This window comes from Agrilactobacillus fermenti, assembly GCF_021030645.1.
Classification (GTDB): domain Bacteria; phylum Bacillota; class Bacilli; order Lactobacillales; family Lactobacillaceae; genus Agrilactobacillus; species Agrilactobacillus fermenti.
The window spans coordinates 84,508-109,917 of the sequence record NZ_JACGCJ010000005.1 but is presented as its reverse complement, the minus strand read 5'-3'; the positions used below and the strand labels follow the sequence as shown (position 1 = coordinate 109,917).

Below are 25,410 nucleotides of genomic sequence, written 5' to 3'. Positions count from 1 at the left end.
AGTAGGCCAATGAAATGAAGTTTCTCATCAATAGAATATCTGGAACCTTTTCGGCCCATAAAAAATACTCCTTCCTAAGCAAACAGGTTTTAATTATTTACCTGTCTACTTAAGTAGGAGTATAGCCGCCAAATTACGGCTCAGCCTTTTTAATTAGACTAATTTTGATTATTTTAACAGACGTTTTCACCAAACGTTATGTTGCAAATGGCCGGCCAAGAATTGTTTCACATTATCGACCCCAATACTCAACAGACGTGCTCGGGTCTCAGTTGGTGCCCAGGCAACATGTGGTGTAATAAAGGTATTTTTAGCTGTTAATAAAGGATTATCGGCACGGATCGGTTCTTCAGCCACCACGTCCAACCCAGCCGCATAGATTTTACCGTCATTCAGAGCTTGGGCAACTACAGGTTCATCCAGTAAGCCACCTCTAGCCGTATTGATCAGGATAACCCCAGATTTCATCTGTGCAATGGCGACAGCATCAATCATTTTGGTTGTTTCTGGCGTTTGCGGTACGTGTAAACTGATAATATCAGCTTCATGATACAGCGTTGTCAGCTCTACTTGCGTTAGCCAAGGTTCAGAGACTGTTTTCGGCTTATGGTTATAAAAAATGACACGCATCCCAAATGCATGCGCAATTTTAGCCGTAGCGGCAGCAATGCGCCCATACCCAATCAAACCGATCGTCTTACCCATCAGCTCGATCAATGGCTTCTTCCAAAAAGTAAAATCTGGACTCTGAGCCCATTCGCCATCATGAACAGCTTGACTATGCGGCCCAACTTGACTAGTGATCTCCAATAATAGCGCGAAAGCATATTGGGCGATTGTTTCGGTACCATATGTGGGAATATTGGTCACGGGAATATTGGCAGCTTGAGCAGCAGCCACATCCACGACGTTATACCCGGTAGCGAGGACCCCAATATACTGTAAATTTGGCGCTTGTTGGATCACAGTAGCATCTAATGGCGTCTTGTTGACCAGAACGATCTCAGCAGTACCGATTCGCTGCAAGATTTCTGCTTGATCGGCGTTATCGGTACGATCATAAACCGTTACGTCACCTAATGCTTCCAAACCAGACCAGCTTAAGTCACCGGGATTCAAAGCATGTCCATCTAAAACCACAATCTTCATTCTTTACCACCATTTCTCAGTAGCTTCAAAATCTACTTGTATTTTATCTGGAAAGTAAGGCCAGTGTGTCACGTTTATCGTGTCTCAATGGTTACTTGCCTAGGTGCTATTATAAGGCATTTTTAATCTTAAAGATAACTTTTATTCCTGATAGGAGGAAAGTTGGGATAGCTGGTAAGAAGATGACGGCTAAATATAAATTCATTGAGAGTGGTGCTGTCCCCATAACGTTGTTGAAAAACGGCAGTAGTGTGACAAAAATCGAGCTGACTGCCGCAAAAGCAACGGCCAAATTTAAGCGGCCATTTTCAAACGGTGGTCGTGAGAATAGTGTGTTTTCTGTCCGGGCATCAAAGACATGCCACAGTTGGCCAAAGACCAACGTTAGAAAAGCAATCGTCTGTGCTTCAGGAATACTCATACCGTTGCGTGCCGCCCAAACGAACGCTAAGAAGACCATGATTCCCATGATGGCCCCACGAATAAAGATACGCATGAGCATGCCATCTAAAATCGAAGCCTTGGTATTCCGTGGTTTTTGCCGCATAAGGTCAGCCTCTGGTTCATCAAAGCCTAGGGCAAAAGAAGGCAACGAATCACTGATCATATTGACCCATAAGACCATTAGCGCGGTCAAAGTTGGCGTTGTTTCTTGAATATTACCAATTGGCGCGGAAATCAGGACAACACTCAATACCAAAGCAAGTACTTCGGCCACATTCGTGATGAGCTCTTGGCGAATAAAATTACGAATATTGGCAAAAATACGGCGACCGGCCTGCACCGATTTTTCAATCGTCGTGAATTTATCATCTAATAAGACTAAATCAGCTGCATCTTTGGTTACTTCGGTGCCATTAATGCCCATCGCTACACCGATATCTGCTGCCCGTAACGCCGGTGCATCGTTGATACCATCCCCCGTCATAGCTACAACTTCACCATGACGTTGCAGCTGCTTGATAATACGCTGCTTATGTTCTGGTGAGACCCGGGCATAAACGTAGGTCTGCTGGACTTCCTCAAAAAGCTCATCGTTGGTCATGGCTTCAATTTCTTTACCTTCGATCACACTCGCATGTTTATCATCAACAATACCTAATTGATAAGCAATTGCTCGTGCCGTGGCTGCATGATCGCCAGTAATCATCACGACCTGTACCCCAGCATCATGTAAAATTTCAACTGAGTCTTGTACCTCTTCTCTTGGCGGATCAATGATACCAGCGATACCTAAGAAGGTCAGTTGTTGTTCTAGTTCGGCAACAGTTGCCTTGTGGGCGGTTTGTGCATCAACTTCACGCTTACTCACTGCCAAAGTTCGCAGCGCATTATTGGCAAATTCTAGAACTTTACTGTCTACCTTTTTACGATAACGCGCAATATCACGGTATTCATCATCTAGTTGGATCTTTTCAGATTTAGCTAAGATCACATCAGGTGCCCCTTTAGTGATCACAAAGTAGCGGTCCTGTTCTTGGATCACGACACTCATCATCTTACGCGTACTGTCAAAAGGCAGTACCCGAACCACATCAATGTCGCGATCATCATTTTTTTCTAAAAGGTCACTACGCGTGATGCCTGCTTTAGCAGCCAAAACGACCAAGGACACATCTGTTGGGTTACCATAAGGCTGCCACTTCTGATCTTCATCACGCATGATCTCGGCTTCATTATCTAAAACCGCTGCTTCTAGAAAGGCCCGATAATCGGCATCATTGGTTACTGGAATAATATCCCCCAGTGGTTCGTAGCCATTACCCTCGACTTGGAACGTGGCATTATTCGCCCAAAAACGGGTTACCGTCATTTGATTTTTAGTCAAAGTCCCGGTTTTATCCGAAGCAATATAAGAAGTCGCACCTAAAGTTTCCACACTACTCAAATTTTTGATCAAGCCATTATTACGGGCTAAAATCGTGGCGCCGATCGTCAGAACAATGGATAAGACCACCGGCATAGCATCAGGAATCGAAGCAACTGCTAGGGCAATTGCACCCGAAAGAATTTCCGGCAATTTACCAATATTGATCGTCCCGGTTCGGAAAAACTCCTTACCAATATCAAATAAGATCGTAAAGAGTACAATGGCCCCCGCTACATACATCAACTTTTTAGTCAAGGCGTTAACATTGCGTTCGATCGGCGTTTTTTGCTGCTTTTCACCTTGCAACAGGTCCGCAATTTTACCTAGTTCCGTTTGCATACCCGTGGCAACAACCACCCCAATACCGCTACCATTGACCACAGTGGATCCAGAAAAACCCATATTGGTTCGATCACCTAGGTCTGTATCTGATGCCAATACCTCGGTTGCTTTACTGATCCCATCTGCTTCACCAGTCAGGTGGGATTCATTAACCTGCAGTTCAGAAACTTTTAGCCAGCGCACATCGCCTTCAATGAAATCGCCCATTTTAACACTAATAATATCGCCAGGCACAAGCTTACTCGTATCCAAATCTTCCCAATTGCCGTCCCGCAACGTATGAATGTGATGATGGGCCATTTCTTGTAAGGCGTCGAGTGACTTTTGAGCACTATTCGCTTGATAGAAACTAATAAAAGCATTCACGAAGATCAGGATCATGATGGCGATCGCCTCATAGATAGCTGCCATCCCATGATTATAATCTTGAGTTACTCTAAAATCATATAAGGCACTCAACAAGGCCAAAACAATTGCAACCATTAATACAATAATGATTGGTTCCTTAAAGCTTGAAAAGAACAGTTTGACCTTAGAGACTGGTTCAGCTTGTCTTAATTGATTTGGTCCAACCTTTTCTAATCGCCGTTTGGCTGCTTTCGTACTTAGGCCTTCAGTACGCTCAACTTTCAAATGGTGTAAAACTTCTTTCGTCGACTTGTCAAAATATTTCATACACATCACCTCTTCAAATGGATTTCTACAACTTCGCCACGTTTTGGGTTCTAAATATCTACTAGAATTCTCAAAGTACGCTTTAGTCTAAAAAGGCGGCTGGGACAAAACTAACGTTTTGTTTTTAGCCGCTATTTGTTTGCGAACAATTAAATTTTAACCGTGTTCCAAAAAACAACACCCTCACCTAACTACGAATGGCTCAAATGGAAAGCCCCCCATTTTTCGCAATTCTTGTTAGTGCCCAGGTGCTGAGCGCCTTGTGTCTCGCACTCATCATAATTAAATATTTAGATAGTAGCAATTACTATAAATTAATTTTATCATATAAAAAACTTATTGTCATCCGAACAAAATAATTATATCTAAATTTAATCAGATTCACCTGTTTTGATCTTAAAATTATGTACCAACTTAGGCATAACCCACTGATCAGCATGTTCAATCAACGTACCATTAAACAAAAAAGAAAAAACGGTCGCTATATTAATGGCATAAATTTGCCGTGTTAAAATCACGCAAACGATAATTATGGTAATTGGCGGAATAAAATCAAGTAATTGTGATTTAGTAGCGTTCCCCCGCAAATACATAAACCGTAAAATATTCGTCGTATCATCATTCGGATGCATAAAAATATTTGCCCGTTGATAAATTGAAATCGCAATGCAAAAAATGACCACGCCCAGAACGGATAGTATCGCACGAATCAACCAAGGCCAAGTATTAACGCCAAAAAAAGTAAAAATATTAACAAAGATGTTTACAAAATAACTAAAAAACAGCACAAAAACAACTTCACCAATAAATCGCGGAACATCAACGCGTCGAATCAAAAACTGATTTGTGATCGTATTAACCATGCCGAAAATAAATAAAAAGACCCCGACACTTAAGCCACTTAGTGCATTTAAATTCACAGCCGCCGCTGTCCATAAACCGGACCCTACACCAGCAACAACACATAACCCATTACCAAAAGCATTGATTACTAGACCAATGATCAATGCAAAAATACGGGTTGTTAACGTGTTTCCTTTAATAAGCTCATCTCCAAAAAATAAATTACTTTTTATTATAACGGAAATATCTTAATGGTGCTTAGTTCAATTCCCCTGAACCGAAAAGTACTGTGCCTAGACGACTAAGCATTATTCGCGCCGCCCGCCAACTAGATTGCACAGCTGTCTGCACTAATTTAACTTTATTAGCAACAAAAAATAGGAAGTCCACAAGACTAACATTGCTGTTTTGTCTTATGTGCTTCCTATCTCATATAACTGATCAGTTCAATAAATAATTACTTGGCTTTATCTACTTCATGACCGCCAAAGCCATGACGCAAGGCCGCAACAACTTTACCAGTAAAGGTATCGTCTTGCATGGAACGATAACGGTTCATTAAAGCAGCAGCCATTACAGGTGTCGGTGTTTGTTGATTCAAAGCTTCTTCTAAAGTCCACTTACCTTCACCGGAAGAATGCATCCGCCCAGAGATTTCATCAAGGTTGGCATCTTTAGCAAAAGCTTCTTCAGCTAATTCCATCAGCCAACTACGAATCACAGACCCATGACTCCAAACTTTGGCCACCGCTTCGTTATCATAATCGAATTGACCATTTTGTAATACTTCAAAACCTTCAGCGATGGCTTCCATCATACCGTATTCGATGCCATTATGCACCATCTTCAAGTAATGTCCGGATCCAGGCCGACCAGTATATAAATAACCATCTTTTTCAGAAATATCCTCATACAATGGTTTCAAATGCTCAAAAGCTTCTGCACTAGGACCGCCAATCATAAAGTTACCAGCATTTAAGGCCCCATTTTGACCACCAGAAGTCCCACTATCAAAGAAATTGATCCCTTTGCCAGCTGCTAATTCGCTATGACGAATGGAATCTTTATAAAAAGAATTCCCACCATCAATCAAATAATCACCTGCTGACAGCAAATCAACTAACTGGCTTAGTGTACTATCAGTCGGGCCACCAGCAGGTACCATGACCCAGACTGTTTTAGGACTATCTAATTGATCGACCATATCTGCCAAAGAGCTTGCACCCTTAGCGCCAGCCGCCTTAGCTGCTGTAACGTTTGCTTCATTTAGGTCAAACCCCACAACTTCATGGTCATGACGTAACATATTTTTGACCAAATTTAATCCCATTTTACCTAATCCAACCATTCCAAGTTGCATAGTCAAACTCCTTCTCTATCCAAGGTTAAACGCATACACACGCTTGCTTTAACGATTATATCGAGCGGGTTATGAATATGCAAATAATTAGGCTTCATTAGAAATTAATGATATACGGCGTTCCCACCAGTAACAATTGAATACTAAGCAAAATACCGCCACTAAGCAGCCAATCACGCCGTGTCAATGGAATTGTCCGTGCATAAGTCCTAGTTTGGTCTTCAGTAAAACCATGGGAAACCATAGCTTCAGCTAGGTTCTCAGACCAACTAAAGGCTGATAAAATCGCTTTGAAATAGAGCTGTGGCGACCAGAGACGCAATGTAATGCCTCGCATCATACTGGCTGTTTTAATGACCTGTACCTCATGCTTTACTTTTGGGAATAGATTGAAAGCGGCTAAGAAACCATAAGCAAACTTCGTTGGTAAGTGCAGATTCTGCTGTAATGACAAAATTAAATCATATATCTCTGTAGTCAAAGTCGCTGCGGACCCAATAAAAATGAATGCATATAAGCGCGTAAATAAATTAAATACAAACGCAAAGTTCTGATCAGCTTTCAATATCATCGAAACGGTTAAGCCTACTGCAGGTAAAAGGGGCACAATGAACAACCAAACGATTTTTCGCAGAGGGACTTTCTGACGCACGATATAAAGCAAGCTACCTAAAATTAGAATCAAATTAACCCAATAATTGTTCGTAAAAGAAATTTCTAACGCTAAAATGATTGCTACAATAAATTTAAAACTTGGATTCATTGGGCCACCCCCACATATTGCAAGTGCTGCTGCTCAAAGGTTAAATGATAATCCACGAACTTCGTTAAGCCTTGCAACTGATGGCTGATCAAAATGATCGTCCGTTGCTGCTCGGCTGCTGTTTGTTGTAGTAAGTCGATTAAATGTTGCATGGATTCAAGATCTAAACCTTTGAAAGGTTCATCTAATAACAGAACTGGTGTCCCCATGATCAACATTAACAAAACTTGTAACCGTTTTTTTTGGCCTTCACTCAGAGAGTACACGATACGTTCTTCTAACCCTTCTAGACCCAATTGTGCAAATAAAGCAGCCACTTTTCCTGGCGTATAGATTTGTGGTAATAGACTATGTTTTTGTGACGCCTCTAATTCTTCTTTTACCGTCACGGCAACAAACTGTCGATCGGCGTTTTGAAATACTAGGCCGATATCTCGAGAATATTGGCGTTGATGAATTCGTTTGATATCTCTACCGGCATAGCTGATCGTACCTTGGCATGGCTTCAATTTGACCAGTGCATTGAACAATGTCGACTTACCAATACCATTGGGTCCCGTGATTAACGTCACTTTATTTGCAAAAAAATCTAATTGTGGTTGATTTAAGATCTCGCGCGCAAACTGCTTGATAGTCACATGATCCAAGTTGACGACGGCCGACTCTCGCCCTGTTGCTGGCAAAGGATAATCAGATGATTTGATTTTCCGAAGAAAGGGCCGAAATAACGCTGTCTGTTGTGCTTCATTGGCAACTTTGACCTGACGTGTTTGCTGATCATCATACAACAACTGATCGATCCGGCCTTGATAGTCACTTAAATCATGATCCGCGATGATAATTGTTTTATGCTGTTCCGATTTGAGCAGCATCAATTTGGCTAAAATATCTGTTCGGGCCTGAGGATCAATGCTTGCAAAAGGTTCATCTAATAAAATAACTTGACTGTCCATCGCTACAATGATCGCCAAAGCCACTTTTTGTTTCTCCCCACCAGATAAAGTTGCCAAATGGCGATTGCGTAACGCACTAATACCTACAAAGTCGAGTGCTGCTGTCACTTTATCATCAAATTCTGCAGGATCGATTTGTAAATTTTCTAAAGTGAAAATCAATTCTTCATACACGGTATCCATGACAAATTGATTATCTGGATTTTGAAACATCAAGGCTACTAAAGACGCATCTGGTAAAGTTGCTGGCTGACCATGGACCAAAATCTGACCGCTCAATAACTGGCCAGCGTGTTTAGGATATAACCCAGCCATAATTTTTAAGAGGGTTGATTTCCCAGACCCCGAAGCACCTGTCAACAGATTGAGTGTCCCCCGTTGAAAATTCAACTGGACATCTTGTAAAGTAGCTGCTTGTGGTGTGGTATACGTAAAACTTAAGTGATCAATGGTTAAAAAAGCCATGAGCTCCTCCGTTTATGCTTGCCGTGCTTGAATCATATGGCTTCTTTCTAATAGGCTGACAATCAATTTGGTTAAAATACCACCAAAAACAAAAATTGAAAGTAGGCGTAAGAAGAACAGCATCACTAACATTCCTGGCTTATATGCCCCATAACCACTGCGGAAAAGATCCCAAACAAATGTCAAAACGGTGGTGGTCAAAACACTTAATGATAAGCTCAGCCAGTTATATTTTTTGTACCCCACTAAAGCAAACCCAGCTTCTGAGGCAACCCCTTGCACAATTCCAGAGATCATCGTTGCTGCGCCCCATTGACCGCCTAAAAACATTTCAACCACGGCACCTAAAAATTCGCCCAATGTGGCTGAACCAGGAATGCGAATCATAAAACCTGCCAACGGCCCGGCCATGACCCATAAACCTAATAACAAATCATTAGCTGCTGGTGCCAGGCCAAATGGTGTCAAAGCGGCCGCTAGAACATTATAAATTGGCCCAGTAACCCAAAAAATAACCCCAAGAAAAATTGACAATAAAGTCAACATAATAATTTCACGTAAGTGCCATTGTTTCAAAAAACTCACAATAAGTGCCTCCTATAAGGGGCCCCACACTTCAAGAAATACAAAAAGCGGCGCAAACTTCAAAATAAGTTTGCCCCGCCCATTCATTGTAATTGATATTAATCAGTCCGATTGGCACGTATCTTAACATTATGTCATCGGATGACAAATGCATTAGACCGTGTCACTGTCTAATATACTTCCTGCGCTGGCATTATCCAGATCAGGTTCAATGGGTTTTTCTCAGCCATGGGGCACCCCAGATATTTGTATGGCACAAGTCTACTGGATAGTTGTGAAAAAATCAAGCCTCTCATAAATATTTCCCAGGAAATAGTTTTGTGATTGTCGATTGGTGCTCGAAAACTACCCGATGATTTTCACGCTCTAAACGCGTTCCAAAGGGTAACGATTTCGCCTAACATCGAATCGCTCAAATGGGAAAACCACCATTTATCGCGCTTCTTGTTAGTGCTCAATCGCTGACCACCCTTTGTCACGCTCTGGCTAATTTAAATAGTTGTTTGAGTTGTTCTTGTTTGGCTCCCATCATGATCAGCGCGCGTAGTGGCATATTATCAAACAAGGCTTGATTATTACCTGCTTTTGTCAATTGATCAACAATTGTATTTAAGCCACTTTGTTTTAATAGGTCAGCGCCGTCATCTCGGGCCAGTAAGGTCGATAGATACGTATTCTCTGTCAATGGTGCGGCTGGTTGTGGTGCCCAGGTTAACTGAATTGTTTTACGTAATCGTGGTTCCACACTGGAAGCAGCGACGATGATTTCATAATGACCATTATCAACTTGGAAATGATTTGTACGTTCGTTAAACCAGCTGAATGCTCGGCGATCCAATTCCACACTCACGGCTTTTTGCTGACCCGGTTCTAGACTGACTTTAATGAATTGTTTCAATTCTTTAGCTGGTTTTTCAATTGGGCTCGTCTGATTACTAACATAGATTTGCGCAACTTCTTGACCAGCGACTTCACCAGAATTTTTGATGGTAAAACTAACAGTGACTGTATCAACGCCAACCTTAACAGCCAAGTTTTGATAGATAAACGTGGTGTAACTTAGTCCGTAGCCAAACGGAAATAAGGCGGCCACATGCTTCGTATCATAATAACGATAGCCCACAAAGATACCTTCGCGATAGTTCTCATCATCTGCGTTACGATCAAACGTTAAATAATTGGGCGTATCTTGTAATCGAATTGGAAAAGTCTCAGCTAATTTGCCTGAAGGGTTTACTTTACCCGTCAACACATCAAATGTAGCTTCCCCAACAGCTTCACCAGCAAGATAAGTTTCTAGAATAGCGGACACGCGGTTGACCCAAGGCATCGCAATTGGTGCCCCATTTTGTAAAACCACGATCACGTCTAATCCTTGAGCAATTAAAGTATCTAGTAAATGGTTTTGATTCATTGGTAACGTGTTGCGTGTTTTATCAAAGCCTTCCGACTCCATCTGTTCTGGTAGACCCACGACAACCACAATCTTGTCAGCGTCTTTAGCAGCTTCCAAGACAGCTTTCTCCAATTTAGCATCAACTTGATCATCAACCAAATGGTAGCCAGGTAAGTAAGTGACCGCATTGTCGATTTGTCGAGCTGCCATCGTTAGCGTCGTGACCTTATAAGGTGCTACATGTGAACTTCCGCCACCTTGAAAGCGCGGCTTTTGCGCAAGTTCACCTACCAATAGAACCTTTTCTTTAGGTTTAAGTGGCAGAATGGCATGATCATTCTTTAATAAAACCATACTTTCACTAGCCAGTTTACGCGCAAATTGATGTTGCTGATCCTTATCATAGTAATCTGCTGCTGAATTTTCAGGCAGATACGTCATGATCATAGTCAATATTCGGTTTACGGCTCGATCCAAGGTTGCTTCATCCAACGCCCCTGAACGGACTGCCGTTACGATTTCATTAGTAGATAGGTCACCTTTACCTGGCATTTCCAGATCCAAACCGGCTTTTAAAGCGGCCACATGATCACTTACCGCACCCCAATCCGATAGCACGACACCTGAAAAATTCCATTCATCGCGCAAAATATCTGTTAGTAGATACTTATTCTCAGAACTTGTGATACCATTAATTTTATTATAGGCACACATGACCGAAGCTGGCTGTGCTTGTTTCACGATGCGTTCAAACGCGGTTAAATAGATTTCTCGCAACGTTCGTTGATCCATATTGGCAGAATTGGTAAAGCGTTGATTCTCACGATTATTGGCTGCAAAATGCTTTACACTGACGCCAACATTTTCGCTCTGAACGCCTTTGACATATTGAGCCCCTAGTTCACCAGCTAAATATGGATCCTCAGAAAAGTATTCGAAATTACGACCAGCTAAAGGATTACGCTTAATATTCACGCCAGGGCCTAGCAATACCCCTACATTGTTGGCATGAGCCGCTACGCCTAAATTACGGCCAAGTTCAAACAAGGCTTGCCGATCAAACGTGCAAGCCGTTAAAGCTGAAACCGGGAATGAAACGGCCGGTACAGATTGTCCCAATCCTAAAGCATCAGCATCTTCAGATTGTTTTCGTAGTCCTGAAGGGCCATCGGTTAACATCATTCTTGGCAAAGCAGCATCTTTAACGGCCTTGGTATACCAAAAATCTTCACCGGAAACTAACCCAGCTTTTTGCTCTAATGTTAAATCGTGAATTACATTTGCAATCGATGCCATCACGATACCTCCTCACTAATCATTCATCTTAATCAATCCTCTCCCAGCTACTAGATGAATGCAAGCATTTGCAAAAAATTTAAAAGGAGCTTACACAATTGAAGCATTTACCATTTACGGTCTACCGACTTAGTAATTTCACGATCAACCTTTTGCCGTATGTCATTTTTCTGGCCATGATCATCCACCAGAATCATAGTGTTTTGAATGCGCTGCCTTTTGCACTTTACTATACTGCACGGCGTACAGGTCTTTTCTTCCTTCACGGCCTTGAGCCTAGAAGTGAATTATTGGTACTGTTGGGATTAGGCTCCGGTATGATCGGTAGCTTTTTGGGTCTATTTGGTTTGTTTGATCATCTTTTCTGGGACTTGGCTGCCTTATTCATCGGACTAGGTGCCGCTTGGCTGCCGGCAGCGACCCGTACCGTTACCCAGCGCTGGCAATCTGCCGGGGCTAAAGAAGTGGCTCATGGCGTCCTTCTTAGATTAGCCATTTCTTTAATTTTAGTCCTGACGCTTGCTTTAACTGCGAATCATAGTATTGAAAGCAGCTTTCTGATCCTGTTTCTAGTCATTGATCCATTATTTTGTAATTATCTATATCTCAGTCAGCCGGCTGACTTCAAATTTATTTTGCACCGTCCAAAACCAATTTGGTGGCTAAAATTCGGCTTGATCTTAGCCCTATTTTTATCCTTATTATTCACACGATTAGGCCGTAATACGGGTAATGGTCAAGATATTTTAATCTCCGAATCACTTTTTCTATTAGCTTTCATTTTACTTGCCTTTTATCTTTGGCAGCATAATACCACTTTTACACGTCAGCTAGCTTGGCCGCTGCAAGCCAAAAATTTACTTTATGGTGCTTTCATCAGTTATTTCTGGGTTTTTAGTGCCCTTTACCTGGGTATTTTAAAAAGCGCGCGCAGCTATGGCTATATCATCGCAATTTACTTATTTGCGAATATCTTAAGTCATCTAGTAATGAACACACTACATAAAAAAATACCAATGAAGCCCGAGTATTTGAGCTTGCTTGGCATCTTATTTGGTTTATTGCTTACTTTGATTCCCGCCATCTTCTATCTTGGCTTATTCATCTTAGATATTTTTATTATCGCTTACGGTCGGACAGTCAATCAAGAGATCCAAGCTTTAGAAACTGTCCCACTAGACACAAAGAACATTATTTATTTTCGTCTTTCTTCCATCGGCAACCTTCTGATTCAATTAATCTTGATCCTTTGCCTAAACATCGTCTCACTGAGCCATCATACAGGTGTAACTGCCTTGTTACGTGCTTATGCTTGGCAAAAGCCCAACGCAAATTACCAGCAGATTTTACAGACAACACAATTGATCTTAGTATTGCTTTTGTTTGTAGCGACTTTTAGTATTGCCTTACTGTCCGTTCAAAAACCGACCAGGGCAAAGTAACATCGGTCATTCGATGATGCTTTGTTTGGTTTCTGGACCAAAGCAACCTACGACGACAGCAGCAGCAAGCGTTAGACCCGCGATAAAATAAAAAATCATATTAACATTTGTTTGACTGATCGCCCAAGCAGCTAAATAAGGTGTCACTACGGTCAGTAATTTGGCAACGCCATTGGCAATACCAGCACCTCGAAAGCGAAATTGCGTTGTAAATAATTCCGATGTATAGGTTCCCACCGCCACAGCCATTAAAACATAGAAGCAGGTTGTCAGTAGAAAGCCATTGACTAGTACGCCGATATTCGTCGTTTGGTGACTATACCAAAGACCCAATCCGGCAGTTAAACTAAAGGTAGTCACGATAATCTTTTTCCGTCCGACCCAGTCAACCAGTGTCGCCCCAATCAAAGCGCCAAAGGGAGCCCCAAACATCATGGTGGTGGAAAATGTCAATGAGTGCACAACATTGACCCCCTTTTTGATCAATAACGTCGGCATCCAGGATGTAAAAGTATACTGAGCGACGAGAACTGCCGAAACAGTCATGATCGCCACCAATAAATTCCGTTTTTGCTGCTTGTGAACTGAAACTTCTTTTGGACTCTTTGGTGTGAAAAACTCAGTGTTTTGATAGGCACCATTAATCTCCAGCCTTTGAATGATGGTTTCAGCCGCATCATTTCGACCTTTTGCAATCAGCCAGCGGGGTGATTCGGGAAAATGCCGACGCAGCACCCATAAAATTAAAGCTAAAATACCGAATAATACAAACATCGCCCGCCAAGTAAATCTAGGAATCAATAGTGTTGCCAATAATAATGCGATTAGTGCCCCTAAATTAGCAATAATTGCGGTTGCACCACACCAGCGGCCCCTCGTTTTGACTGGCGCGAATTCGTTGATCAAAGCATAGCCCGTGACAATTTCGGCGCCTAAACCACAAGCGGCAATAAAACGGACGACCGTTAAAAAGATAATGTTGGGTGCCAGCCCACCTATCAGCGTAAAAAAACCAAATAGCAATAGATTAAATTGATACGCACGTTTACGGCCATAAAAATCACCGATGATTCCAGCCATGATCGAGCCTACAAACAAGCCTAAAAAGCCGGCCGATAAAAACATAGAGCCTTGATTTAACGTGGCGAAGTTTGTACCGGTCAAATTTGCATTCACTGCACTTGCCATATAAACATCGCCAGCATCTAAAATCATCCCACCAGCAATTAACCCAAAAACTTTATAAAAAAGTGGGGTTTCTTTCGTTTGATCCAGCCGTTGTTGTAGTGTTATTGCATCTGTCATCTAGTACCCTCCTACTCAATACTTTTACCAACCAAAACAAAAACGTCCTTGGAAAATCCAAGGACGCCCGTAACGTGGTACCACCTATTTTTACTAGTAAAGTAACTAGCCTTAGTGCGCGAGAGTGAATACATTGCCTTTGAGCCTACGTGTTTAGACCATAAATAGACATAATCAACCGTTGCCTGAAAACAAAACTTGAATTTTGTCTCACTCTGACGCATCTCGAGATAATGGTCGAAATACCATGAATATTAATTCAAAAACTCCAGACTTAATTCAATAGGCACAACTACACCTTTCCAGCAACAGTGCTCTCTAAAAGTTGTTTATCCTATTTACTCGGTCTTTCATTGTTTTATAATTTATTTAATTTTTAAATCATCTTACTCTCATAATGTAAATAGTCAAGGCTTGTTCTAAGGCATTTTTCTTGCAAGCGCTTAGCTTCCTCGTTAAAATGCACATAACAAATACGAGGGAGGCAAAATTATGCTTGCTTTTGGTTATCGTCGTTATGGTGGCCCCGAGGTGTTTGAAGTAATAGACATTCCTGAACCCCAACCTAAAAAAAATGAGCTTTTACTTGATGTGCTTGCTGTTGGTTTGAACAATCGCGAACGTGCGGAGCGTGCCGGCACTGGCTACGGCGGCCATACCAGCGGTTTGATAATTTCTGGACGTGACGCAGTCGGCCGTATTATTGGTGTTGGTACTAATCTAACCACGGATTTTCGTAAAGGTATGTTAGTGGCTACGCACACAGAACATGCTTATGCCGCCCAAGTTTTGGCCGAACCAGATAACAGTGCTTTAATCCCAGAAAACGTTACTCCAATGACAGCAGCAGGTCTCATTACCCCTGGCATTACTGCTTATAAAGCGATTCATTTATTTGCCCAGATTCACGCTGGCGATACCGTGATCGTTAAGGGAGCTTCTGGTGGTGTCGGCTTAATTGCTGTTCAACTACTTAAAAATCTTCAAGCTCACGTTATTGGCATTGCCTCCAGCAAAAAAGAAGGGCTGGTAAAGGCTGCTGGTGTCGATGAATTTGTGGCTTATGATCAAGTTGACGTGAGCCAAACCCTAGCAGAACGTGGCGATGTTGTCTTTAATCTGGCTATGAACGGCGTTGGTGGGGCCGATGATGTCGCCATGGTCAAAGCTGGCGGCACAATTGCCTCGGTCGCCCATGATACACCAGCAAGCCATAAAACAATCACATTCAATCACATCCATCCGACCAACACGATCAGTGATCATGAAGCACTAGCGTTCTTACTAGATCAGGTTGCCCAGGGCCATTTAACCGTTGATATTGGGCAAGAGTTGCCGTTTACGCTAGAGGGCATCATCGCTGGTCACAATTATTTAGAAAATCCACACGACGGTCGTGCCATTTTGAAACGGGCTTAATACTCGGAGCTTGGGCTAAAGGACAACACTTCACCCAATGCAGTGTACTCAGTTGTTATTAACACACAAAAAAAGTGGCTGAAATAGCCACTTTTTTGTGTGTTAATCTAACTGATAAACGTTTTGCACCTTACCTAATGGGTCAAGTTTCAAAAAATTCAGATTACTATAAATATAACTGCCGCCATCAATAAAGATACGCGGTGCTTCATTTTCGTATTCAATGGCTAAAACAGGGGCTTTTTGCTGACCATAAGTCTTGATTTTCCCTTGAGATTCTGGCACTTTACCATAAATCATCGTCGTAATTGTGTGCCCGGTAACAATTGTCTGCGCAACTGGATTATGTCCAAAGTTTGGAACTTCTCGACGTGTTAAATATCCAAGACTATGTCGTTCATTCCAATGATGCGTCTGAAACCAATAGTCCTCTCGTAACCAGGTTTTATCAAAATCACTTGTCGCTGCTAAACCTTGCGGATAGATACCACCATGAACATATAAGCGATGCTCATCTTGGTAGAAATAGGGTAGCGACTCAATAAACTGGATCAAGTCAGAATAACGGTCTTTGATCAGAGTTTGGTTTTGTTTAATATTTTGCACATCATAGGCCGCCCCTAATAAATTGATCAACGTCGTCTCACCGCCATTTTGCAGATACAACTTTTGGTCACTTCGATCACCAAAAAGATACCCTAACAGTAGATCTTCATGATCGCCGCGAATCGCTAGTGCATTACTTGTTTTGACCGCATTTTGAATATACTGTAAAACTGCCAGACTATCTTGACCACGATCAATAAAGTCCCCCAAAAAGACTAGTCTCATCTGATTGAATTCAGGAATATGAGCGATTTTTTGCAAAGGATTGAAAAAGCCATGAATATCTGAAACAATGAGATCAGTTGTTGTATTCGTCATAAACATCTACCCTTTTTGTGACGTCCCTGTGTGTATTTCGTGGCTGAAACAAAACCACCATTTATCGCCATTCTTGTTAGTGCTCGGCCGCTGACCACTTTTTGTATTCTGCTTCTTAAACGTGTTCCAAAAAGCAACGCCCTCTCCTAACTGTGAATGACTCAAATGGCAAAACCACCATTTATCGTCATTCTTGTTAGTGCTCGGCCGCTGACCGCTTTTTGTCACACTCTGATCGTATTTCCACTGTAACAAGATTCATAATCTGATACAAGGCAGGTAATTGCAATGGCTGATTATTTTAATAAAATCACTGCAGTTGGTTACCATGATATTGAAAAAGAAATCGAACATTTAAAACAAACTCGGCCTGCACGGATCAAAGCATTACAAGCGGCGCGTGCTTTGGGCGACTTATCTGAAAACGCTGAATATAGTGCCGCCAAGCGTGATTTGCGGCATTTAGAAAGTCGTCTACGTTATTTAAGTAAGCAACTACGCTACGCTCAAATCGTCACGCCAAAAGCAGATCAAACTATCGAAATTGGTAAACAAGTTACCATCGAGTTTTTGGATGACCATGACACTGAAAATTATGAAATCGTGGGTCGCCCTGAAGCTGATGTAAGTCAAAATAAAATATCCGAAGCTTCCCCTTTAGGCAAAGCGCTGATCAATCAAACGGTTGGTGACACTGTAACCGTAGAAAGTCCCAATGGCAGCTACTTGGTCAAAGTGAAAGCTGTAACTTTAACTCAGTAATTTAACCTTTGCCACCTTGAAAAGCAGGATATAAGGTCATGCCGCCATCAACGAACAAGGTAATGCCCGTTACGTAGCTTGATTCTTTTGACGCCAGCCAAGCAGCTGCCGCAGCCACATCTTCTGGTTGCCCCAACCGCTTGGCGGGAATCATCGCTAAAGTTTCTTGTAGCTGTTTTTCCTCAGCAAACTTTTGGGCATTGATCGGTGTTTCAATCGCACCAGGGCCGATAGCATTAACTCGAATATGATCTTTGGCATACTCCATGGCGATGCTCTCTGTAAATAACTTAGTCCCACCTTTACTAGCCGCATAATGGGCAAAAGTTGGCCAAGGAATTTGTTCATGAACCGATGACATATTAATGATGTTACCGGTTTTTTTGTGCTCTAAAAAGTAATTAATGGCTGCTTTAGCGCCTAAAAAAGTCCCCGTCAAATTTACATCCAACACCCGCTGCCAATCTTTTAAGGTCAACTCATGGGTGGGTGCCTGGTTCTCCATCCCAGCATTATTGATCCAAACGTCTAAATCAGAAAAGTGCGTGACTGCTGCCGTTACGAGCGCCTTAATACCTGCTTCTGTCGCCACATCTGCTTGAATTGCAATTGCTTGACCACCAGCGGCTTTAACTTGGGCCACGACTTCTTCAGCACCTGCCGCATCAGAATTGTAATTAATGACCACCGCCATTTTTTCTTGGCCAAATCGTTTGGCGATTGCAGCCCCAATACCCTTGGACCCACCAGTGATAACAGCTACTTTATGCTCCAGATCTTGATACATTTCATCAACCTCCCATAGTTGCGTTCATGGTTATCGTAACATTTTACATAAAATTTTGGGCCCAAAAACACTTGTTATGTATGAGCTGCAAAAATCTTAAGATATAAATATATTGATATATCAAGGTTTCCCCCCACCCTTTCACGTACGCAAAACCCAGAGTTTTTAAAACCCGTCAGCAATCTTCTATGCTTAATGTGTACCAAAAAAACAAAAAGGAGTGATTACCATGTTGCATATGATTTGGGTATTAATTATTGGTGCCGTTGTCGGTGCGATTGCCGGTGCAATCACAAGTCGCGGAATGCCAATGGGATGGATCGGTAATATTATCGCAGGTTTAGTTGGTTCTTGGTTAGGTGAAGCCGTTTTAGGTAGCTGGGGGCCAAGTTTAGCAGGTATGTCGCTGATTCCATCGCTGATTGGTGCCATCGTTTTAGTTCTGATTGTTTCACTAATTGTAGGTTCGCGAAACAAACAGAAAGCTTAAAGGAGGGCTGTCGATATGCGAATGGGTACTAAAGTTTTCCTCATTATCGTCGCTCTTTTAGGCTTGATTCAGACTGTTTGGTTCGCCGCACTTGTTTATCCAATTCCGAATTTCACACGGTATATCCTACCGTTTCGTGAAGTAGCGATCATTGGCTATATTGGCTTGGGATTTGCGATCCTAAGTGCTCTAGTATTCTTAGGTATTCTATTGATAGCTATTTTCCGTCGTCGGACGACCAATAAGCTATCATTTCAGACCAATAAAGGTCAGTTGAATATCGATAAGCAGGCTGTTGCTAAAACGATCAAACACACAGTAGCGACCGAATATCCTGTTCGTGATGTGGACGTTAATGTGCAGTTGGCTAAGAACAAACAAGCTGCAATATCTGAGGTAACTGCCTATGTTACTGATCCAAACGATATGGTAGATACCAGCGCGGCAATCAAGAAATCTGTTCAGCGACAACTTAAGGAAGCATTGGGTATTCCAGCCAAAAAGGTAACAGTGAACTTACACCTTGCCAGTGAAAATAAACGTGTTGCCCGTGTCATTTAAAAGAACGGAGGGATAGGATGTCAAAAACAATGATGGGCTTAGTTATGGGCGCCATTGCCGGCTTAATTCTAGTTACATTAGGATTTTGGAAAATGTTTGCAGTCGCCTTATTCGCCTTAATCGGATTTGCAATCGCAAAATTTGTTGATTTTAGTGGTGCCAAGTCTTGGTTAGGCGAAGTCTTGAATCGTGATTCGTAGAAAGGAGTGTCTTTATGGACCGCACATTAGAACGGCCTACGCCGAATAAAGTCGCAAATCGTAAATTAACGTTTGATGATAATGTGATCAAAAAAATCGCCGGAACAGTTGCTAACGATATTGATGGCATCTTATCCATGAACGGTAGTTTTTTGAGCGATTTTGCGGATAGATTTAGAAATAACACTGACCCAACAAAGGGGATCGATGCTGAAGTCGGCGAAAAACAAGTGGCTTTAGATATCGAAACGACTTTAGAATATGGTAGCAATGCCCAGACAATCTTTGATGAACTCTGTACAAAGGTGCACCAGGCAATTAAATCCATGACTGGCTTAGATTTGGTTGAATTGAATTTACATGTCAATGACATCATGACCAAACGGGAATGGGCGCAAAAAAATAACGAAGATGACGCTAAAGATCGCGTATCTTAAGCTTAAAAATAATTTACTTTGAATCACTCATTTTGAAAGGATGATTAAATTATGGTAGATGCTCCAGTAAGAACAAATAACAGATCAGCTGATAACAAAGCTTCAAACGATCGTGTGAACAAAGACTTGGCTTACGATGAAAACGTAATTGCTAAGATCACTGGTAAAACAATTTGTGATATTCCTGGCGTTTTATCCGTTAAAGGTAATGTCATTGAAAATATTTCTGATCGTTTCTCTAACAATGATGATCCTACGAAGGGTATCAAAGTTGATTTGAACAACGATGACAATACAGCCAATTTAGAAATGGATACAACGCTGGAATATGGTAAAAACGCACCAAAAATCTTTGATGAAGCTACAAATAAAATTCAAGAAGCCGTTCACTCTATGACTGGCTACAATGTTGCTTCCATTAAAATGACCGTCAAAGATATGATGACAAAACGGGAATGGGAAGAACAAAACAACAAGAACAAAGAAGATAACAACAACGCTAACTAATCAACTAACGTATCCCCACTTCACACCTTCAAGATTCTTACCTTCCCCCACTTAAAAACGGACCTTACAAACTTGATGTTTGGCCAGGTCCGTTTTTTCGTATGGTTTAAAACCAGAGCGTGACAAAGGGTGGTCAGCGACTGCGCACTAACAAGAAGCACGATAAATGGTGGTTTCCCCATTTGAGTGATTCGATGTTAGGTGAAGTCGTTACCCTTTGGAACGCGTTTAAAACCAGAGCGTGAGTAAAGCTGGTCAGCTTTGGAGCACTAACCGAATTATGCCGATGAAGCGTCAGCTTCAGCAAATAATTAAGGTTAGGTGACAAAGTTAGCTTTACGAACGCGTTTAGAGCGTGAATACCATCGGGTAACTTTTTGAGCACCAACCTAGACTGACGCCGAGGGTGCGTTTTCCCTCAAAGCAGTTGTAGTTGGGTAAAAAAGTTGATGGTATGAACACGTTTAGAGCTTGAGCATCATCGGGTAGTTTTCAAGCCCTAACCTAAATTGGGCACGTAAAGTTCCAACCTCAGCATTCAATTTATTCAATAACTTTGCTATGATTAGGCTATACTTATACAGAAAGAAGTGAGTCAATGCTTGAGATTAACAATCTAACCAAAACTTTTGGCAGCCTAAAAGCTGTGACCAACGAGTCGTTTCACGTGGAACAGGGCCACATTTTGGGGCTTATTGGTCAAAATGGTGCGGGAAAAACAACTACTTTTAGAATGATTTTGAATTTTTTAACACCTGATACTGGAACGATTACCTGGCAGGGCCAGCCTTTAACACGTAAAGAGGCAGATATTATTGGCTATTTGCCGGAAGAACGTGGCCTTTATCCAAAAATGTCAATTGAAGATCAGATTCTATTCTTCGCAGAATTAAAGGGTAAAAAACGTAAAGATATTCGTCCCAAAATTGATGCATGGATGGACCGCTTTCAAGTTAAAGGTAAACGGACAGATAAAGTTAAATCGCTCTCTAAGGGGAATCAACAAAAAGTTCAGCTCATTGCGACCTTGATTCATGAACCTGATTTAATTATTTTAGATGAACCCTTCAGCGGCTTAGATCCAGTTAATGCTAGTTTGTTAGAACAAGGCATCAAAGGAATGCGTGACCGAGGCGCGGCTATCATTTATTCTAGTCATGATATGGGCAATGTCTCTGCCATTAGCGATGACATTGTGATGCTCAAGCAGGGCCAAGTTGTCTTAAACGGTGCTGTAGATACGATTCGTGAGTCATTTGGCCAAACCAGAGTCTTTTTACAATCGCCACTGACTGAAGCTGAAGTCCAAGCCATCCCGGGTGTTCAAGCTGTTACGCGTAAAGGTCAACGCTTGACAATCACGCTCTCAGATCCTGAGGCAGGCAAAACGATTTTCACCGCAGCTACGAAACAAGGCTATATTCGTGAATTTAGCCAACAGCCGCCAACATTGGACGAAATCTTCCGTTTGAAAGCGGGTGCTGCTAATGAATAAATTATGGGTCATCATTAAACAAGTCTACTTAAAAAATATTAAAAGCGGCAGTTTTATTTTTCTCGTACTCTCTCCTATCATTTTTGGCCTCGTGGGCTTAGGCATTGGCTATCTAGTCATGCATAGTCAAACAACCCCAAATATTGCTGTAATTACTGACACCCCAGCAGCCCAGCAAATCTTAGCTAAGAATAAATCCGACTTCAAAGTGACCCAAAATATCACGACCGCGGCTGCTGCTGAAAAGGCACTACGCTCGAAAAAGATTGATGGTTATCTCACCCTCAACCTGCAACAAGCGACTCCTCAGGCTAGCTTGATTCAGCGTCAAGGTGGCAACACCGTCAGCAGCACGACTTTAAAGACACAGTTGACGGCATTAAAGACAAACGTCATGGCTGCTAAGCTGAAGTTAACGCCCCAGCAAACGCGAGCATTAATGCAGCCCATTAATCTCAAGCAAAAAACACTCGTATTTAAAGACGGCCATCAAGCCAGTAATCGTAATGACCGTCAACAAGCCATCATCATCGCTATTAATGTGATCACGATTGCCATTTTTATTTTTTTAGCCTATTACAGTCAAATCATCGCTCAAGAAATTGCTTCAGAAAAAGGCAGCCGCATTATGGAAATTATTTTATCTAGTATCAGTGCTACTACCCACTTTCTTGGTAAAATTATTGCGATGCTAATGCTGATGTTCACTCAGGTACTCTTCTACTTAATTATTGGTGGGATTGCCTACCAAGTCTTTAAGGATAATCAAACAGTAACCAGCATTATGAAATCAGTGGACCTTTCGATTCTCACAGCGCCAGAAATTATCTATGCCTTCGTTTTTGGGTTCATTGCCATCTTGCTTTACGTCATTGCGGCCGCAATGCTAGCATCAGTCGTTTCACGCCAAGAACAGACTTCACAAGCAGTGACACCGATCATGATGCTTGGATTACTAGGCTATTATGGTGGTATTTTGGTCATGGGTGGTACAAAATCATCAGTGATCAACATCGGCTCCTACATCCCTTTTATTGGTCAGAGTATTATGCCGATTCGCTTGGCAGCTGGAGATGCAACCACGCTGAATGCTTGGCTAAGCCTTGGTATTACAGTTATTTTCTTGATTCTTTTAACAGCAGTTGCCGTAACTTTCTATCGCTCCAATGTCTTAGTATATTCCGACTCCGGCTTTTTCAAATCATTCAAAACCAGTTGGTCGATTATGCGGTCTGAACGCAAACAAAAACGCGCTTAACTAGTATGCTGTCACCGACATTAGTTTGCAGAGCTTAAATAAAAATAACCTTGATCCATAAGACTTTGTTAATGTAGTCTTTTAGATTAAGGTTATTTTTTGTATAATTATGAATTAGTCTGATTTTGGAATAAGGTCGCTACGATGCGGTCAGCTTCCTGTAAGAAGAAATCATTGACACCCGGGCGCGGTGACATAGTCGTCAACCAGTGTAGACCTTCTGTTGGGACGCCCCACATAAATAAATTCTTAATGACGTTCCCATCAGCATCTTTCAACTGGTCGGTTTGGCGGTCCACTTCGATAGCCCCCGTGTCTACCCAATTGCCATTAGCTTCTTGCAGTTGATAACTGCGAGCGTCTTTGTTCGCTAATAACGTGGTCAACAACGGATTGGTCGTTTTTAACACGGTTGCTGGTGGCAAGCGACTCTCTAGGATCGTATCTGCCAGCCAAAATTGTCCCGGTTTCAAATCACTGTCTAATCTGAACTGACCGCGGTCCGTCGAAAAGCGCGCATTTGGCCCGGCAAACTCAACAATGCCAGCAGCAACAAGTGCTTGAAGTTCCCGCGTTCGCTGTACAGGTGGTCCAATCGATAAGAAATTATTCACACCATTGAAGTGACGTGCAAAACGATTAATATACTCATCTTCAGTTAATAATTCGTGCTCAATCACATAACGAATCGAATCACGCACGTCCCGAAGCATCTCTAAAGCACTCGTTAATGGTCCAGTCTTAGTCCCGGCTTCAGCGGCAACAGCATCAGTAGCTAAATAACTCGCCACCGCAGTTGTAAATTGCTGGATCTGGTTCTCTGTAAATGCCACAGCCGGATTCATCTGTTCAGCAATATCTAAACGCTCTGCTTGCGGAATCTTAAAGGTGTCTAAAATCAACGCCAACTGCGCGACCTGTATCAATGGCTTCATTGCCTGTTGAAAAGCCGATACTTGTTCCGGCTGATGTGCAGACAGCCAAAATGTATAATAAACCCAATTTAATTCCAGTTGCAGCCGCTGCCAGAAAAACTCATATGGCAACGGATGAGCTTTATCATATCGCTGTAAGAAATCTCGCGTCAAATACTGCGCCGGAAACTGTTCGCCATAAGCTTTTTGGTTAATACCTTTAGCGTGATAAGGCCAACCACGCCGAGACATGCCCACAATCTTGGGTTCTGTTCCCGACGGATGATAGGTCAACGTTTGGTCTGCATTTTTGGTAAAAGTTCCCCCACGACCAGCCGTTAATAAGGTCACATAATCAAAGAAGCTTAACCCTAACCCCCGAGAAATAACCGTACTATGTGGTAAAATACCAGTCAAATCGGCACTTGCAGGATTGCGGGGTGGAATATAAACTAATTCATGCTCATTAGCATAGTCCTCGAGCAGTGCTTCTTCTTCATTACGATTATTTTCACTGTAACCTAATGCCATGATCAGACTATCGAACGTGTATTTCTGTTTAAGTGTTTGCGCCGTAAACTGCCCCGTTGCCATTCTTTGTACCATAATGATATTGTGTAACTGAAATTCTAAGGTCACATTGGCGGGCAACTGGGTCGTTAAACGTTCATAATACCAATTCAAATAAACACCATACAATGCTCGCGTCGGATAATCATTTGCTTGTAGACGCTTGATCTCAGCTAAAAAGGCGTTGGCATGTTCGAAGCGCTGGTTATTCTTTTGAATGTATTCAGCGGCCTCTGTCTTTGTCCAATCATAAATATTGGGACCTGTTGTTAATGGCCCAGCAAGTGGCGTAACCGTTTCATCTTCAAATAAAGAAATCATATTACTTGGCGTATTCATAATCAATGTATACGACTGGTTTGGCTGCCAAACGACACCCCCAATACCGTTCAAATCAAATAAATGAATTGCCATTTTTTCTTGACGCTCCCGTGACCAGGCAATCAATCGTTCTAAGATCAATAAGCCTCGTGGCCCAGCGCCGACAATGCCGATATGCAAATATCTCCCCACCCTTTCGAATATGGTTATATTATATGTTTTTATAACATTTTTACCAGAGATTTGAACTTATCAAATGACGTCTATCAGCTTCGCTATATAAAATCAAATTATCAATACATTATGATTAATTTTATCATG

The 25,410-nt window shown here is 42.0% G+C and carries 22 protein-coding genes and 1 riboswitch; of the genes, 10 read left to right on the top strand and 12 right to left on the bottom strand.

Annotation, left to right across the window (positions count from 1 at the left end; translation table 11 throughout):
- Positions 1 to 186 precede the first annotated feature (186 nt).
- The 8 genes from FHQ08_RS02865 to FHQ08_RS02830 form a co-directional block, all read right to left on the bottom strand.
- Complete coding sequence (locus tag FHQ08_RS02865) at positions 187 to 1,149, bottom strand: D-2-hydroxyacid dehydrogenase (RefSeq protein ID WP_230912879.1); 963 nt, start codon at positions 1,147 to 1,149, stop codon at positions 187 to 189.
- A 109-nt stretch (positions 1,150 to 1,258) separates the two neighbouring features.
- Complete coding sequence (locus FHQ08_RS02860; protein ID WP_230912878.1) at positions 1,259 to 4,036, bottom strand: cation-translocating P-type ATPase; 2,778 nt, start codon at positions 4,034 to 4,036, stop codon at positions 1,259 to 1,261.
- Between the two features lie 371 nt (positions 4,037 to 4,407).
- A complete protein-coding gene (locus FHQ08_RS02855) occupies positions 4,408 to 5,040 on the bottom strand; it encodes a hypothetical protein (protein WP_230912885.1) in 633 nt (210 codons plus the stop codon).
- A gap of 296 nt (positions 5,041 to 5,336) precedes the next feature.
- Positions 5,337 to 6,239 carry a phosphogluconate dehydrogenase (NAD(+)-dependent, decarboxylating) gene (gene gnd, locus FHQ08_RS02850; protein WP_230912877.1) on the bottom strand — a complete coding sequence of 301 codons (903 nt, stop codon included), beginning with the start codon at positions 6,237 to 6,239 and terminating at the stop codon, positions 5,337 to 5,339.
- A gap of 97 nt (positions 6,240 to 6,336) precedes the next feature.
- Positions 6,337 to 7,002, bottom strand: coding sequence for an energy-coupling factor transporter transmembrane component T family protein (locus FHQ08_RS02845; RefSeq protein WP_230912876.1), 666 nt, complete (start codon positions 7,000 to 7,002; stop codon positions 6,337 to 6,339).
- The gene (locus FHQ08_RS02840) at positions 6,999 to 8,420 is read right to left on the bottom strand and encodes an ABC transporter ATP-binding protein (protein WP_230912875.1); all 1,422 of its coding nucleotides are present in this window, start codon (positions 8,418 to 8,420) and stop codon (positions 6,999 to 7,001) included. The genes FHQ08_RS02845 and FHQ08_RS02840 overlap by 4 nt, the downstream gene beginning before the upstream one ends.
- 12 nt (positions 8,421 to 8,432) lie before the next feature.
- Positions 8,433 to 8,996, bottom strand: coding sequence for an ECF transporter S component (locus FHQ08_RS02835; protein WP_230912884.1), 564 nt, complete (start codon positions 8,994 to 8,996; stop codon positions 8,433 to 8,435).
- A gap of 170 nt (positions 8,997 to 9,166) precedes the next feature.
- Positions 9,167 to 9,256, bottom strand: a riboswitch (TPP riboswitch).
- 224 nt (positions 9,257 to 9,480) lie between these two features.
- The gene (locus tag FHQ08_RS02830; RefSeq protein WP_230912874.1) at positions 9,481 to 11,697 is read right to left on the bottom strand and encodes a beta-glucosidase family protein; all 2,217 of its coding nucleotides are present in this window, start codon (positions 11,695 to 11,697) and stop codon (positions 9,481 to 9,483) included.
- 98 nt (positions 11,698 to 11,795) lie between these two features.
- On the opposite strand from FHQ08_RS02830, the gene FHQ08_RS02825 reads away from it, so the two are divergent.
- Complete coding sequence (locus FHQ08_RS02825; RefSeq protein WP_230912873.1) at positions 11,796 to 13,139, top strand: hypothetical protein; 1,344 nt, start codon at positions 11,796 to 11,798, stop codon at positions 13,137 to 13,139.
- Positions 13,140 to 13,145: 6 nt separating this feature from the next.
- On the opposite strand, the gene FHQ08_RS02820 is transcribed toward FHQ08_RS02825, so the two are convergent.
- The gene (locus FHQ08_RS02820) at positions 13,146 to 14,444 is read right to left on the bottom strand and encodes an MFS transporter (protein ID WP_230912872.1); all 1,299 of its coding nucleotides are present in this window, start codon (positions 14,442 to 14,444) and stop codon (positions 13,146 to 13,148) included.
- A 492-nt stretch (positions 14,445 to 14,936) separates the two neighbouring features.
- Here FHQ08_RS02820 and FHQ08_RS02815 point away from each other — a divergent pair, with 492 nt between their 5' ends.
- Positions 14,937 to 15,863 (top strand): NADP-dependent oxidoreductase, encoded by a 927-nt coding sequence (locus FHQ08_RS02815; protein ID WP_230912871.1) that lies wholly within the window; start codon positions 14,937 to 14,939, stop codon positions 15,861 to 15,863.
- Positions 15,864 to 15,965: 102 nt separating this feature from the next.
- On the opposite strand, the gene FHQ08_RS02810 is transcribed toward FHQ08_RS02815, so the two are convergent.
- Positions 15,966 to 16,787, bottom strand: a complete 822-nt coding sequence (locus FHQ08_RS02810) for a metallophosphoesterase (RefSeq protein WP_230912870.1) — start codon at positions 16,785 to 16,787, stop codon at positions 15,966 to 15,968.
- Between the two features lie 288 nt (positions 16,788 to 17,075).
- Here FHQ08_RS02810 and greA point away from each other — a divergent pair, with 288 nt between their 5' ends.
- Positions 17,076 to 17,549 (top strand): transcription elongation factor GreA, encoded by a 474-nt coding sequence (gene greA / locus FHQ08_RS02805; protein ID WP_230912869.1) that lies wholly within the window; start codon positions 17,076 to 17,078, stop codon positions 17,547 to 17,549.
- Position 17,550: 1 nt separating this feature from the next.
- Here greA and FHQ08_RS02800 read toward each other — a convergent pair whose 3' ends face one another.
- Positions 17,551 to 18,336, bottom strand: a complete 786-nt coding sequence (locus FHQ08_RS02800; RefSeq protein ID WP_230912868.1) for a glucose-1-dehydrogenase — start codon at positions 18,334 to 18,336, stop codon at positions 17,551 to 17,553.
- Positions 18,337 to 18,568: 232 nt separating this feature from the next.
- On the opposite strand from FHQ08_RS02800, the gene FHQ08_RS02795 reads away from it, so the two are divergent.
- The 7 genes from FHQ08_RS02795 (at position 18,569) to FHQ08_RS02765 (ending at position 23,284) form a co-directional block, all read left to right on the top strand.
- Entirely contained in the window at positions 18,569 to 18,826 is a 258-nt protein-coding gene (locus FHQ08_RS02795) for a GlsB/YeaQ/YmgE family stress response membrane protein (RefSeq protein ID WP_230912883.1), read from the top strand.
- A 15-nt stretch (positions 18,827 to 18,841) separates the two neighbouring features.
- Positions 18,842 to 19,387: an alkaline shock response membrane anchor protein AmaP gene (gene amaP / locus FHQ08_RS02790; RefSeq protein ID WP_230912867.1), complete on the top strand. Its 546-nt coding sequence runs from the start codon at positions 18,842 to 18,844 to the stop codon at positions 19,385 to 19,387.
- A 17-nt stretch (positions 19,388 to 19,404) separates the two neighbouring features.
- A complete protein-coding gene (locus FHQ08_RS02785; RefSeq protein ID WP_230912866.1) occupies positions 19,405 to 19,587 on the top strand; it encodes a DUF2273 domain-containing protein in 183 nt (60 codons plus the stop codon).
- A 14-nt stretch (positions 19,588 to 19,601) separates the two neighbouring features.
- On the top strand, positions 19,602 to 20,024 hold the full coding sequence (locus tag FHQ08_RS02780) for an Asp23/Gls24 family envelope stress response protein (RefSeq protein ID WP_230912865.1): 423 nt from the start codon (positions 19,602 to 19,604) through the stop codon (positions 20,022 to 20,024).
- Positions 20,025 to 20,075: 51 nt separating this feature from the next.
- Positions 20,076 to 20,531 carry an Asp23/Gls24 family envelope stress response protein gene (locus FHQ08_RS02775; RefSeq protein ID WP_230912864.1) on the top strand — a complete coding sequence of 152 codons (456 nt, stop codon included), beginning with the start codon at positions 20,076 to 20,078 and terminating at the stop codon, positions 20,529 to 20,531.
- A 598-nt stretch (positions 20,532 to 21,129) separates the two neighbouring features.
- Positions 21,130 to 22,026 carry an ABC transporter ATP-binding protein gene (locus FHQ08_RS02770; RefSeq protein WP_230912863.1) on the top strand — a complete coding sequence of 299 codons (897 nt, stop codon included), beginning with the start codon at positions 21,130 to 21,132 and terminating at the stop codon, positions 22,024 to 22,026.
- A complete protein-coding gene (locus FHQ08_RS02765; protein WP_230912862.1) occupies positions 22,019 to 23,284 on the top strand; it encodes an ABC transporter permease in 1,266 nt (421 codons plus the stop codon). Before FHQ08_RS02770 ends, FHQ08_RS02765 begins: the two co-directional genes overlap by 8 nt.
- A gap of 107 nt (positions 23,285 to 23,391) precedes the next feature.
- On the opposite strand, the gene FHQ08_RS02760 is transcribed toward FHQ08_RS02765, so the two are convergent.
- Entirely contained in the window at positions 23,392 to 25,269 is a 1,878-nt protein-coding gene (locus tag FHQ08_RS02760; protein WP_230912861.1) for an FAD/NAD(P)-binding protein, read from the bottom strand.
- Between the last annotated feature and the right edge of the window lie 141 nt (positions 25,270 to 25,410).

Coding starts and splice junctions, on each gene's coding strand:
- FHQ08_RS02845 (WP_230912876.1), bottom strand. CDS start 7,002: ATGAATCCAAGTTTTAAATTTATTGTAGCAATCATTTTAGCGTTAGAA.
- FHQ08_RS02785 (WP_230912866.1), top strand. CDS start 19,405: ATGTCAAAAACAATGATGGGCTTAGTTATGGGCGCCATTGCCGGCTTA.
- FHQ08_RS02860 (WP_230912878.1), bottom strand. CDS start 4,036: ATGAAATATTTTGACAAGTCGACGAAAGAAGTTTTACACCATTTGAAA.
- FHQ08_RS02770 (WP_230912863.1), top strand. CDS start 21,130: ATGCTTGAGATTAACAATCTAACCAAAACTTTTGGCAGCCTAAAAGCT.
- FHQ08_RS02780 (WP_230912865.1), top strand. CDS start 19,602: ATGGACCGCACATTAGAACGGCCTACGCCGAATAAAGTCGCAAATCGT.
- amaP (WP_230912867.1), top strand. CDS start 18,842: ATGCGAATGGGTACTAAAGTTTTCCTCATTATCGTCGCTCTTTTAGGC.
- FHQ08_RS02775 (WP_230912864.1), top strand. CDS start 20,076: ATGGTAGATGCTCCAGTAAGAACAAATAACAGATCAGCTGATAACAAA.
- greA (WP_230912869.1), top strand. CDS start 17,076: ATGGCTGATTATTTTAATAAAATCACTGCAGTTGGTTACCATGATATT.
- FHQ08_RS02800 (WP_230912868.1), bottom strand. CDS start 18,336: ATGTATCAAGATCTGGAGCATAAAGTAGCTGTTATCACTGGTGGGTCC.
- FHQ08_RS02820 (WP_230912872.1), bottom strand. CDS start 14,444: ATGACAGATGCAATAACACTACAACAACGGCTGGATCAAACGAAAGAA.
- FHQ08_RS02830 (WP_230912874.1), bottom strand. CDS start 11,697: ATGGCATCGATTGCAAATGTAATTCACGATTTAACATTAGAGCAAAAA.
- FHQ08_RS02840 (WP_230912875.1), bottom strand. CDS start 8,420: ATGGCTTTTTTAACCATTGATCACTTAAGTTTTACGTATACCACACCA.
- FHQ08_RS02765 (WP_230912862.1), top strand. CDS start 22,019: ATGAATAAATTATGGGTCATCATTAAACAAGTCTACTTAAAAAATATT.
- FHQ08_RS02810 (WP_230912870.1), bottom strand. CDS start 16,787: ATGACGAATACAACAACTGATCTCATTGTTTCAGATATTCATGGCTTT.
- gnd (WP_230912877.1), bottom strand. CDS start 6,239: ATGCAACTTGGAATGGTTGGATTAGGTAAAATGGGATTAAATTTGGTC.
- FHQ08_RS02865 (WP_230912879.1), bottom strand. CDS start 1,149: ATGAAGATTGTGGTTTTAGATGGACATGCTTTGAATCCCGGTGACTTA.
- FHQ08_RS02815 (WP_230912871.1), top strand. CDS start 14,937: ATGCTTGCTTTTGGTTATCGTCGTTATGGTGGCCCCGAGGTGTTTGAA.